Origin of the sequence: Pseudomonas oryzihabitans (genome assembly GCF_001518815.1) — a bacterium.
Lineage (GTDB): Bacteria > Pseudomonadota > Gammaproteobacteria > Pseudomonadales > Pseudomonadaceae > Chryseomonas > Chryseomonas oryzihabitans_E.
In genome coordinates this window covers 2,192,501-2,204,427 of the sequence record NZ_CP013987.1, presented here as the reverse complement: position 1 = coordinate 2,204,427, position 11,927 = coordinate 2,192,501, and the positions used below count along the sequence as shown (strand labels likewise).

The following is an 11,927-nucleotide window of genomic DNA, read 5'->3' as shown; positions in this document are numbered from 1 at the left end:
GCGCGGTAAGCTGTCGCCCTTCGCCCATCAAGGAGTGCTCCATGATCGCCTCCCCGCTGGTCACCGCCGCCTGGCTGCAAGATCAACTCGGCCGCACGGATCTCATGATCCTCGATGCCAGTCTCTATCTACCGAACGAGCCTCAGGTCGCCGACGAAACCTATCGGCAGCAGCACATTCCCGGTGCCCTGCGTTTCGACATCGAACACTTTTCCGATCCGGATACGCCGCTGCCGCACATGGTACCCAGCGCCGGGCGCTTCGCCAGACTCGCCGGCGAGTTGGGTGTCACACCCACGACCTCCGTGGTGATCTACGACCAGAAGGGCCTCTTTTCCGCCGCCCGCGCCTGGTGGCTATTCCGCCTGTTCGGTCACGATCAGGTCGCGGTCCTGGATGGCGGCCTGCCGCTCTGGCGTGACCAGGGGCTGCCACTGGAAGCTGGCGTTAACCAGCCCGTGCCCCAGCCGCCCTATCCCACCATCCTCAACAATCGCCTGCTCTGCGGCCTGGGCGACGTCCAGACCGCACTTAGCGTAGGCCAGACCCAGGTGCTGGATGCGCGTGGCGCCAAGCGCTTCACTGGCGAGATCCCCGAGCCACGCCCAGGCGTGGCGTCCGGCCATATGCCTGGTAGCCAAAGCCTCCCCTATGACAGCCTGCTCGCCGAAGACGGCACCCTGTTGCCACCCCAGGAATTGCGCCAGCGCTTCCATGCACTGGGCGTCGATGGCCTGCATCCGGTGATCACCAGTTGCGGCAGCGGCGTTACTGCGGCGGTCCTGCTGCTCGCGCTCAATGTCGCAGGGCTGCCGGATGGGCGACTCTACGACGGCTCCTGGAGCGAATGGGGACAGCACCCGGCCACCATCAAGGTCCTAGGCTCCGCCTAGCGCCGGGCTTGCCAGCGCTAAGACTCTGATTTCACACAAAACCTGTAGTATTCGATAGAGACGCCCAATCGCCGACATCGCCTTTAACAATGAGGTGAATCGTCGAAATGCGATTAGTATGCGTCCTATCGATTTCAACCCTGACTTAAACCCATCAAGGAGTCATCAATGTCCCTGATCAACACCGAAGTGAAGCCTTTCACCGCGACCGCCTACCACAACGGCAAATTCGTCCAGGTGACCGAGGCCGATCTGAAGGGCAAGTGGTCCGCCATCGTCTTCTACCCGGCTGACTTCACCTTCGTGTGCCCCACCGAACTGGAAGACCTTGCTGACCTGTACCCCGAGTTCCAGAAGCTGGGCGTCGAGATCTACGGCGTGTCCTGCGACACCCATTTCGCCCACAAGGCCTGGCACGACACCTCGGACGCCATCAAGAAGGTCAACTACCCGCTGGTTGGCGACCCCACCGCGCGCCTGGCACGCAACTTCGAAGTTCTGATCGAAGAAGAAGGCCTGGCCCTGCGTGGCACCTTCCTGATCAACCCGGAAGGCCAGATCAAGCTGTGCGAAATCCACGACAACGGTATCGGCCGTGACGCCAGCGAGCTGCTGCGCAAGGTCCGCGCTGCCCAGTACGTCGCCAACCACCCGGGCGAAGTCTGCCCCGCCAAGTGGAAAGAAGGCGAAGCGACCCTGACCCCCTCGCTGGACCTGGTCGGCAAGATCTAACGGCCGCCTGATCTAGCCCGAGCGCCCGGGCGCCTTGCCCGCGCGCTCTTTTTTTGCCCATTTTTTACGGAAGCCACGTCGCCATGTTGGACGCAAATCTGAAAGCCCAGCTCAAGACCTACCTCGAACGCGTCACGCGCCCCATCGAGATCGTCGCGTCCCTCGACGATGGCGCGAAGTCCCGTGAAATGCACAGCTTGCTGCAGGACATCGCCAGCCTGTCCGATCAGGTGAGCCTCAGCACCGACGGCAGCGATGAGCGTCGTCCCTCCTTCGCCCTGCTGACCCCCGGCCAGAACATCAACCTGCGCTTCGCCGGTCTGCCCATGGGCCATGAATTCACGTCCCTGGTACTGGCACTGCTGCAGGTCGGCGGCCATCCATCCAAGGCCAGCCAGGACGTCATCGAGCAGGTCAAGGCCCTCGACGGCGACTACCAGTTCGAAACCTATTTCTCCCTGTCCTGCCAGAACTGTCCGGACGTGGTCCAGGCGCTGAACCTGATGGCCGTGCTCAATCCCCGGGTCAAGCACGTCGCCGTGGACGGCGCCCTGTTCCAGGAAGAAGTCGAGCGCCGCCAGATCATGGCCGTGCCTAGCGTCTACCTCAACGGCGAACCCTTCGGCCAAGGCCGCATGGGCCTGGAAGAAATCGTCGCCAAGCTCGACACCGGCGCCGCTGCCCGCTCCGCCGACAAGCTCAACGCCAAGGACGCCTTCGACGTCCTGGTCATCGGCGGTGGCCCTGCCGGTGCCGCAGCAGCCGTCTACGCTGCACGCAAGGGCATCCGTACCGGCGTCGCCGCCGAGCGCTTCGGCGGTCAGGTGCTGGATACCCTGGCCATTGAGAACTTCATCTCCATCAAGGAGACCGAAGGTCCCAAGCTCGCCATGGCGCTGGAAGAACACGTCAAGCAGTACGAAGTCGACATCATGAATCTGCAGCGCGCCGAGCAGCTGATTCCGGCTCATGAAGTCGGCGGCCTGCACGAAGTCCGCTTCGCCGATGGCGGCTCGCTCAAGGCCAAGACGCTGATCCTTGCCACCGGTGCCCGCTGGCGTGAAATGAACGTCCCAGGCGAACGGGAATACCGCAACCGCGGCGTGGCCTACTGCCCCCACTGTGATGGCCCCCTGTTCAAGGGCAAGCGCGTTGCCGTGATCGGCGGTGGTAACTCGGGTGTCGAGGCCGCCATCGACCTCGCCGGCATCGTCGCCCAGGTGACCCTGATCGAATACGACGGCCAGCTGCGTGCCGACGCCGTACTGCAGCGCAAGTTGTTCAGCCTGCCCAACGTGACCGTCATCACCAGCGCCCTCACTAGCGAAGTGAAAGGTGATGGTCAAAAAGTCGACGGTTTGGTCTACAAGGATCGCAATTCCAGCGAGTTCCATCACATCGAGCTCGAAGGCGTCTTTGTGCAGATCGGTCTGGTCCCCAACACCGATTGGCTCAAGGGCACCGTAGAGTTGTCGCCGCGTGGCGAGATCGAAGTGGACGCCCGCTGCCAGACCTCCCTGCCTGGCGTCTTCGCCGCAGGCGACGTCACCACCGTACCTTACAAGCAGATTGTCATCGCCCTGGGCGAAGGCGCCAAGGCGTCCCTGGCTGCCTTCGATCACATGATTCGTACCAGCGCCTAATCGATCCGCTCTGCTTTTCCAGCCCGGCATCTGCCGGGCTTTTTTTCATCTGCGTGTTTCCCAAGCGCCTTGGCATGTTTCTCGCTGCAACCTAACCAAGCGTCATAAAGATGGGCACGAACGGTCTAGGAGTTCTCCTCGGACTTTCGTTAGGATCTTATGGCCGGGTCCTGCAGACCTGGCAGCTCCAGCGGTTGAGGAACAGGCCATTCATGCACAGACAGATTTCTTCCAGCATCCACGACTCCTATCCACCCAAACTCGCGCCTGCCACGCCGCTCACCCATCCGCAGCTCGTCGCCTCTCTGGAAGCCACCCTGGCCCAACGCCAGCCTGGCCCCGTCTGGCTGTTCGCCTACGGCTCGCTGATCTGGCGCCCCGAGTGCCCGGCCGTCGCCGTACGCCGCGCGCGGGTGCATGGCTATCACCGCGGCCTCTATCTCTGGTCGCAGCTGCATCGCGGTACACCGGAGCAGCCTGGCCTGGTACTGGGCCTGGATCGTGGCGGCTCCTGCTCGGGCTTCGCCTACCAATTGCCCGATGAACAGCTGGATGACCATCTGCTGGCCCTATGGAAGCGCGAGATGCCGGATGGCTCCTACCGCCCCCGCTGGCTGCAATGCCACCTGGAAGATGGCAGCAAGGTGCAGGCGCTCGGTTTCGTGTTGAAACGCAACCTCCCCTGCTACGCGGGCAATCTGCCGGACGACATCCTCAATCGGGTGCTGACCGAAGCCTCCGGCCATTTCGGCACCACCCTGGAGTACGTCGAACGCACCATTTCGGCGCTCAGGGCCCATGCCATGCCCGATCGCAACCTGGAAGCCCTGCTGCAGCGTTATCGCGGAGCACCGCTGCTGGAGGCGATGCAGGGATGAAATCGCGACAGATCAACCCCAAGAAGCTGTTGCTGAGCAAGTGGACAGCTGTCCAGCCACGCGAACGGCAAAAGCACTTTATCGTCACCCACGTCCACACCCCTGAAGTCGAGACCGACCCCATCTCGCAAATAGATCTACAAGCCGTTCTCACTCGTCGCACCTGGACGCTGGACTGGCACGAGTTGCAGGATGCAGAATGCTGGCTGCAAGGCTGGCAATGAAACTCCGAACGCAGGGCCGGGATTTTGCGACTAGCATCGCGATATGACGGCACTGTTCTGCAAAGGTGAAACCCTGTAGCAGTCGATGCTGTCACAGTGCCACCTTTGAACAGGAAGCTCTTCCGGATGACCCTTTATGTCGAACTCGCCAGCGCCTTCAACACCCTGAAAGGCGGCTTCGAGCCGTTGCGCTGTGTGATTTCAACAAGAGATCAGCGAGCTTACGACGTCGAGGTCTTTTCCCGCAGCGGCCAGTCGGTACTCAAACGCCCCATCGCCCGTACCGAGCTACTCGATGCCGCCATGCTCGAGGCCTTCATCTTCGACAGCCGCTCGCGCATCGAACGCGACGCGGACGAAACGCCCTACTGGACGATTCCCTCCTAAACGAAAAAGGCCACTCATACAGGAGTGGCCTTTTTCAATTGGATGGTGCCCGAGGCCGGAATCGAACCGGCACGACCGTTAAGTCGAGGGATTTTAAGTCCCTTGTGTCTACCAGTTTCACCACTCGGGCAAAACCAAACCCACGTAAAGCAGGCTTGTAAAACGTGATCCAGTATTTATACATCCCTGGATAATGAAAAGCCCCGTAGACCTGAATCTACGGGGCTCTCAATAGTGGAGGCCGAGGTCGGAATCGAACCGGCGTACACGGATTTGCAATCCGCTGCATGACCACTCTGCCACCCGGCCTCAAACCTGAATGTCTTGCGACACTCATGTAAAACATGGAGCGGGAAACGAGACTCGAACTCGCGACCCCGACCTTGGCAAGGTCGTGCTCTACCAACTGAGCTATTCCCGCTTGGTGACGGGCGCCATTCTATATGAGCCACCCACCATGTCAAGCCATTGATTCAAAAAACTTATTTCTTTTTCTCAGCACTCATCAAATGGGGCCAGGCCGCCATTAGATAGGTGTACATGGACCACAGCGTCAGCGCCGCGGCGACGATGAGCAAGGTGTAACCGCTGATCACCCAGAAGGTCAATTGCGGCGGGTTGGCCAGCAGGATGACCAGCGCGAGCATCTGCGCCGCCGTCTTCCACTTACCCAGATTCGATACCGCGACCTGTGCCCGAGCACCCAGCTCCGCCATCCACTCGCGCAACGCCGAGACCACTATCTCTCGCCCGACGATGATAACGGCAGGCAGCGTCAGCCAGGCATTGGCGTGCTCCTGAACGAGCAGCACCAGGGCCACGGCGACGATGAGCTTGTCCGCTACCGGGTCCAGAAAGGCACCAAAGGGTGTGCTCTGCCCCAGTCGACGAGCCAGATACCCATCCAGCCAGTCCGTCGCACAGGCAATCGCAAAGACGGTGCTGGCCGTCCAGTAGCTCCAGTGGACCGGCAGATAGAACAGGATGACGAAGAGCGGAATGAGAAAGACGCGCAGTACGGTAAGCAGATTTGGAATATTCATTGGCGCGGCTATTGATGAACGTGAGGCGATTCTACTCGCTGTGCAAGGCCGCATAAATCTGCTCGGCCAGCTTTTTGCTAATGCTTGGCGCTTTGGCGATTTCCTCGATACTGGCACGCTGCAACTCGCGTAGGCCACCAAAGTGCTTCAGGAGCTCCTGCCTGCGCTTCGGACCTATACCCGCGACCTCTTCCAACGATGACGTCCGCCGCGCCTTGCCACGACGTGCGCGATGCCCGGTGATGGCGAAGCGGTGCGCCTCATCGCGGATCTGCTGAATGAGATGCAGTGCTGGCGAATGAGCTGGCAGGGTAAATTCGTTCGAAGGATCGTCCAGATAAAGCACCTCGAGCCCAGGTTTACGGGTGACACCTTTGGCGACGCCGAGCAGGACCAGGTCCGGTACCGCCAGCTCCCTGAGCACTTCCCGCGCCATGGCCAACTGGCCCTTGCCACCGTCCACCAACAGAATATCCGGCAGCTTGCCCTCTCCCGCCTTCAGCCGACTGAAGCGTCGGGTGAGCGCCTGATGCATGGCGGCATAGTCATCACCTGCGGTGACGCCTTCGATGTTGTAGCGGCGATAGTCCGATTTCAGCGGACCCTCGGGCCCAAATACGACGCAAGACGCCACCGTCGCTTCGCCGCTGGAATGACTGATATCGAAACATTCCAGCCGCTGCGGCGGCTCGGGTAGATCCAGCGCTTGCACCAGGGCATCGAAGCGAACCCCCATGTGCTGGCGGTTGGCCAAGCGCGTGTTCAGCGCCTGCTCCGCATTGGTCACCGCCAACTGCTGCCAGCGCGCCCGGGTACCACGCACTCGATGCGTGATGACCAGTTGGCGCTTGTGTACCTCGGCGAAGGCATCGATCAGCGTGGCGAAATCCTCATGTACGGAATTCACGATGATCTCTTCAGGCAGATCGCGCTCCAGATAGGCGAGGTAATACTGTTCCAGGAAGGCAGCCAGGACTTCGCTGGAGTCTTCCTCGATACCCACCTCCGGAAAGAAATTCTTGCTGCCAAGTACGCGCCCACCTCGGACGGTGACCAGATGCACACAGGCTCCGCCAGGATTGACCAGGGCGGCTATGACATCGACATCGCCAGTACCACCCTCGATGCTCTGTTGGTCCTGCACACGACGGACGAGCGCTACCTGGTCACGCAGCTCTGCCGCTCGCTCGAACTGCAGATTGACCGAGGCGCTTTCCATCTTGACTTGCAGTTCTTCCGCCAGAGCGTTGCTACGCCCCTCGAGAAACATCGCCGAGTGACGCACATCCTCGGCGTACTCCTGCTCGCTTACCAGGGCGACACAGGGGCCCTTGCACCTCTTGATCTGGTACTGCAGGCACGGCCGCGTGCGATTACGGAAATAGTTGTCATCGCACTGCCGCACCTGAAAGGCTTTCTGCAGCAGATTGAGACTTTCGCGAATAGCTCCAGCACTGGGATACGGCCCGAAATAGCGCCCCTTCCCTCTCTTCTCTCCACGATGAATGGTCAGCCGAGGATACTGATCCTCGGTAGAGAGATAAACGTAGGGGTAGGATTTATCATCCCTTAGCAGGATGTTGTAAGGCGGACGCCATTGCTTGATGAGGTTCTGTTCCAGCAAGAGCGCTTCGGTCTCGTTGCCGGTGATGGTGGTTTCGACCTGGGCGATCTTGGACACCATGGACGCCGTTTTCGGCGCCAAACCAGTCTTTCTAAAATAGCTGGAAAGACGGTTTTTGAGATTCTTGGCCTTGCCTACATATAAGAGCTTACCGCCCTCATCGAACATCCGATAAACACCCGGACGTCCACTGCAGCCGGATAAAAAAGCTGCAGCATCGAAAGATTGGCTCATATCAACTCGTTGCATCTACCATGCCGTGGCGAACAGCCAACATGGCCAGTTCGACATCGCTGGTAATCGATAATTTCTCGAAGATTCGATAGCGATAGGTGTTAACTGTCTTGGGCGACAGACAAAGCTTGTCGGATATCACCTGGACCTTCTGACAGCCAGCGATCATCAGCGCAATCTGGATCTCACGCTCGGACAGTTGATCGAAAGGAGAGGCTTCAGCCTTCGACTGGAAGGGCTTCAAAGCCAGCTGCTGAGCAATCTGCGCACTGATGTAACGGCGACCCGCGAAGGCCTGCTTGATGGCAGTGATCATCTCTTCGATGTCGGCCCCCTTGGTCAGATACCCGGCCGCTCCTGCCTGCAGGAGGCGGGTCGGAAAGGGATCTTCCTCACAAGCGGTCACGACAACCACCTTCAGGTCGGATCGAGTGCGCAAGAGCTTGCGCGTGGCCTCAAGTCCACCGATGCCAGGCATTCGGACATCCATCAGAACGACATCCGGCTCAAGCTCACGAGCCAGCTTCAGTGCATTTTCACCACTGTCTGCCTGGCCAACGACCTGGATTCCTGCCACATCCGCCAACATCCTCACGATGCCAGTCCGAACAAGATCATGATCGTCGACAACCAGCACCTTGATCAAAATCGACTCCCCTTCGCTTGCGCTTTCATCGCTTGCGTCACCTAACAACTGTCCGCGGACCCTAACGTTCAAGGGATAAGATCCTAGGCTACGCTATAAATTTGATTGGTCATGCAAAGAAAAAGGGGTACGACGCTGCGCACCCCTTGCCTACCGGCCTTAGGCCACTGGGCATTGTATACCGAAAAAGCCCAGTGAAATGAAGCGGATCTCGGCTCATTCCGGCCCGAATACCAATGCTCTTACCAACGGTACCCCGAGCCCTGCCGTACCACTTCAGGTCCATCTGGAAGTCATCGCAGGTTGGGCTGAGCACTGCGAAGCCCAACATGGGATCCACGTCAGGAGACAGCATCGGCTAACTGGTCTTGGAAATTCTGGTCATCGAAGGCGAGGCCACTACCGTCCTGATGCCCGAGAACCGTTCCACGCCGATGCATAGTGCCTGGTTCCTGCCCTCCGTGGCTGCCCTACGATTCACAACTCCATGGTTATCCATCGCAATGATTGCCTAATAGCGGCCATGGGCCGCTCCTGCACTGAAGCTGGTGTAGGAGCGGCCCATGGCCGCGATAGTCCGGCGCAGCCGGGCTGTCGTCTGGGGCTTATGCGCTTTTGGCTTCCAGCAGCATCCTTGTGGCAAGCCATACTTCCAGTCCTCCGCAACACCGCTCTAGCCCCCTCTCCCCCTGGGAGAGGGTTAGGGTGAGGGCAGCCTCAACCGCATGGCTTACCGGCCTTCCAGCTTCCGCCTGCAGGCCCCTCCGCTCATGCCCCTTGGCACTCCCGCCAAAACTTTTCCCGCCCCAAAGACAACACCCCCGCCAGAATGAACTGAGCGGGGGTGCTGGGTGTTAGGCGCTTGACGATGACCTACTCTCACATGGGGAAACCCCACACTACCATCGGCGATGCATCGTTTCACTTCTGAGTTCGGGAAGGGATCAGGTGGTTCCAATGCTCTATGTTCGTCAAGCAATTCGGTTGGCTGGCCAGGCGATAAGACTGCCTGGCTGGCCCAATTGGGTCTGTGATTGAAGTAGACAATTCGTCTTGGGTCTTGCGAACCCACGCGCCTGTTTTCGGCGTCGTCTTCCTCACGCTCTGACCTGCGGTCAGATTGTTTGGGTGTTATATGGTCAAGCCTCACGGGCAATTAGTATCGGTTAGCTCAACGCCTCACAGCGCTTACACACCCGACCTATCAACGTCGTAGTCTTCGACGGCCCTTTAGGAAGCTCAAGGCTCCAGTGAGATCTCATCTTGAGGCAAGTTTCCCGCTTAGATGCTTTCAGCGGTTATCTCTTCCGAACATAGCTACCCGGCGATGCCACTGGCGTGACAACCGGAACACCAGAGGTTCGTCCACTCCGGTCCTCTCGTACTAGGAGCAGCCCCTCTCAAATCTCAAACGTCCACGGCAGATAGGGACCGAACTGTCTCACGACGTTCTAAACCCAGCTCGCGTACCACTTTAAATGGCGAACAGCCATACCCTTGGGACCGGCTTCAGCCCCAGGATGTGATGAGCCGACATCGAGGTGCCAAACACCGCCGTCGATATGAACTCTTGGGCGGTATCAGCCTGTTATCCCCGGAGTACCTTTTATCCGTTGAGCGATGGCCCTTCCATACAGAACCACCGGATCACTAAGACCTACTTTCGTACCTGCTCGACGTGTCTGTCTCGCAGTCAAGCGCGCTTTTGCCTTTATACTCTACGACCGATTTCCGACCGGTCTGAGCGCACCTTCGTACTCCTCCGTTACTCTTTAGGAGGAGACCGCCCCAGTCAAACTGCCCACCATACACTGTCCTCGATCCGGATAACGGACCAGAGTTAGAACCTCAAGGTTGCCAGGGTGGTATTTCAAGGATGGCTCCACGCAGACTGGCGTCCACGCTTCAAAGCCTCCCACCTATCCTACACAAGCAAGCTCAAAGTCCAGTGCAAAGCTACAGTAAAGGTTCACGGGGTCTTTCCGTCTAGCCGCGGATACACTGCATCTTCACAGCGATTTCAATTTCACTGAGTCTCGGGTGGAGACAGCGCCGCCATCGTTACGCCATTCGTGCAGGTCGGAACTTACCCGACAAGGAATTTCGCTACCTTAGGACCGTTATAGTTACGGCCGCCGTTTACCGGGGCTTCGATCAAGAGCTTCGCTTGCGCTAACCCCATCAATTAACCTTCCGGCACCGGGCAGGCGTCACACCCTATACGTCCACTTTCGTGTTTGCAGAGTGCTGTGTTTTTAATAAACAGTCGCAGCGGCCTGGTATCTTCGACCGGCATGAGCTTACGGGGTAAACCCTTCACCCTCACCGGCGCACCTTCTCCCGAAGTTACGGTGCCATTTTGCCTAGTTCCTTCACCCGAGTTCTCTCAAGCGCCTTGGTATTCTCTACCCGACCACCTGTGTCGGTTTGGGGTACGGTTCCTAGTTACCTGAAGCTTAGAGGCTTTTCCTGGAAGCATGGCATCAACCACTTCTCCTTCTAAAAGAAGGATCGTCATCAGTTCTCGGCCTTAACTGTCCGGATTTACCTAAACAGTCAGCCTACCACCTTAAACTTGGACAACCATCGCCAAGCTGGCCTAGCCTTCTCCGTCCCCCCATCGCAGTAACTAGAAGTACGGGAATATTAACCCGTTTCCCATCGACTACGCCTTTCAGCCTCGCCTTAGGGACCGACTCACCCTGCGTCGATTAACGTTGCGCAGGAACCCTTGGTCTTTCGGCGTGCGAGTTTTTCACTCGCATTGTCGTTACTCATGTCAGCATTCGCACTTCTGATACCTCCAGCAAGCTTCTCAACTCACCTTCACAGGCTTACAGAACGCTCCTCTACCGCATCACCAAAGGTGATACCCGTAGCTTCGGTGCCTGGTTTGAGCCCCGTTACATCTTCCGCGCAGGCCGACTCGACTAGTGAGCTATTACGCTTTCTTTAAAGGGTGGCTGCTTCTAAGCCAACCTCCTAGCTGTCTAAGCCTTCCCACATCGTTTACCACTTAACCAGGACTTTGGGACCTTAGCTGACGGTCTGGGTTGTTTCCCTTTTCACGACGGACGTTAGCACCCGCCGTGTGTCTCCCATGCTCGGCACTTCTGGGTATTCGGAGTTTGCATCGGTTTGGTAAGTCGGGATGACCCCCTAGCCGAAACAGTGCTCTACCCCCCAGAGTGATACATGAGGCGCTACCTAAATAGCTTTCGAGGAGAACCAGCTATCTCCGAGCTTGATTAGCCTTTCACTCCGATCCACAAGTCATCCCCTGCCTTTTCAACGGAAGTGGGTTCGGTCCTCCAGTCAGTGTTACCTAACCTTCAACCTGCTCATGGATAGATCGCCCGGTTTCGGGTCTATTCCCAGCGACTAGACGCCCTATTAAGACTCGCTTTCGCTACGCCTCCCCTATTCGGTTAAGCTCGCCACTGAAAATAAGTCGCTGACCCATTATACAAAAGGTACGCAGTCACCCAACAAAGTGGGCTCCCACTGCTTGTACGCATACGGTTTCAGGTTCTATTTCACTCCCCTCTCCGGGGTTCTTTTCGCCTTTCCCTCACGGTACTGGTTCACTATCGGTCAGTCAGGAGTATTTAGCCTTGGAGGAT

General features: G+C 58.4%; 9 protein-coding genes, 3 tRNA genes, 2 rRNA genes and 1 pseudogene (1 of these 15 cut by a window edge). 7 read left to right on the top strand and 8 right to left on the bottom strand.

From position 1 onward, the window contains the following. Nucleotides 1–41: 41 nt before the first annotated feature. From sseA to APT59_RS10200, 6 genes are all read left to right on the top strand, one after another. Nucleotides 42–893 (top strand): 3-mercaptopyruvate sulfurtransferase, encoded by an 852-nt coding sequence (sseA, locus tag APT59_RS10225; RefSeq protein ID WP_059314744.1) that lies wholly within the window; start codon nucleotides 42–44, stop codon nucleotides 891–893. 168 nt (nucleotides 894–1,061) lie between these two features. After that, entirely contained in the window at nucleotides 1,062–1,625 is a 564-nt protein-coding gene (gene ahpC, locus APT59_RS10220; RefSeq protein ID WP_059314743.1) for an alkyl hydroperoxide reductase subunit C, read from the top strand. Nucleotides 1,626–1,708: 83 nt separating this feature from the next. Further along, entirely contained in the window at nucleotides 1,709–3,268 is a 1,560-nt protein-coding gene (gene ahpF / locus APT59_RS10215) for an alkyl hydroperoxide reductase subunit F (RefSeq protein ID WP_059314742.1), read from the top strand. A 212-nt stretch (nucleotides 3,269–3,480) separates the two neighbouring features. Then, on the top strand, nucleotides 3,481–4,146 hold the full coding sequence (locus APT59_RS10210; protein ID WP_059314741.1) for a gamma-glutamylcyclotransferase: 666 nt from the start codon (nucleotides 3,481–3,483) through the stop codon (nucleotides 4,144–4,146). Next, a complete protein-coding gene (locus tag APT59_RS10205; protein WP_059314740.1) occupies nucleotides 4,143–4,370 on the top strand; it encodes a TIGR02450 family Trp-rich protein in 228 nt (75 codons plus the stop codon). The genes APT59_RS10210 and APT59_RS10205 overlap by 4 nt, the downstream gene beginning before the upstream one ends. A 126-nt stretch (nucleotides 4,371–4,496) precedes the next feature. Further along, nucleotides 4,497–4,757, top strand: coding sequence for a hypothetical protein (locus APT59_RS10200; RefSeq protein WP_059314739.1), 261 nt, complete (start codon nucleotides 4,497–4,499; stop codon nucleotides 4,755–4,757). 43 nt (nucleotides 4,758–4,800) lie between these two features. Here APT59_RS10200 and APT59_RS10195 read toward each other — a convergent pair. The 6 genes from APT59_RS10195 to uvrY form a co-directional block, all read right to left on the bottom strand. Beyond that, nucleotides 4,801–4,887: transfer RNA gene (locus APT59_RS10195), tRNA-Leu, on the bottom strand. A 105-nt stretch (nucleotides 4,888–4,992) separates the two neighbouring features. Further along, nucleotides 4,993–5,066: transfer RNA gene (locus APT59_RS10190), tRNA-Cys, on the bottom strand. Nucleotides 5,067–5,102: 36 nt separating this feature from the next. Next, a tRNA-Gly gene (locus tag APT59_RS10185) sits at nucleotides 5,103–5,178 on the bottom strand. Nucleotides 5,179–5,239: 61 nt separating this feature from the next. After that, nucleotides 5,240–5,800 (bottom strand): CDP-diacylglycerol--glycerol-3-phosphate 3-phosphatidyltransferase, encoded by a 561-nt coding sequence (gene pgsA / locus APT59_RS10180; protein WP_059314738.1) that lies wholly within the window; start codon nucleotides 5,798–5,800, stop codon nucleotides 5,240–5,242. 31 nt (nucleotides 5,801–5,831) lie between these two features. Beyond that, nucleotides 5,832–7,658, bottom strand: a complete 1,827-nt coding sequence (gene uvrC, locus APT59_RS10175; RefSeq protein WP_059314737.1) for an excinuclease ABC subunit UvrC — start codon at nucleotides 7,656–7,658, stop codon at nucleotides 5,832–5,834. Between the two features lies 1 nt (nucleotide 7,659). Further along, nucleotides 7,660–8,304 (bottom strand): UvrY/SirA/GacA family response regulator transcription factor, encoded by a 645-nt coding sequence (uvrY, locus tag APT59_RS10170; RefSeq protein ID WP_059316865.1) that lies wholly within the window; start codon nucleotides 8,302–8,304, stop codon nucleotides 7,660–7,662. A gap of 362 nt (nucleotides 8,305–8,666) precedes the next feature. On the opposite strand from uvrY, the pseudogene APT59_RS22165 reads away from it, so the two are divergent. After that, nucleotides 8,667–8,816 (top strand): annotated as a pseudogene (locus APT59_RS22165) (DUF1698 domain-containing protein); the annotation flags it as partial. Between the two features lie 348 nt (nucleotides 8,817–9,164). Here APT59_RS22165 and rrf read toward each other — a convergent pair. Together rrf and APT59_RS10160 are read right to left on the bottom strand one after the other, a co-directional pair. After that, nucleotides 9,165–9,280 (bottom strand): 5S ribosomal RNA (gene rrf / locus APT59_RS10165). Between the two features lie 159 nt (nucleotides 9,281–9,439). Beyond that, nucleotides 9,440–11,927, bottom strand: a 23S ribosomal RNA gene (locus APT59_RS10160); it runs 405 nt beyond the window's last position.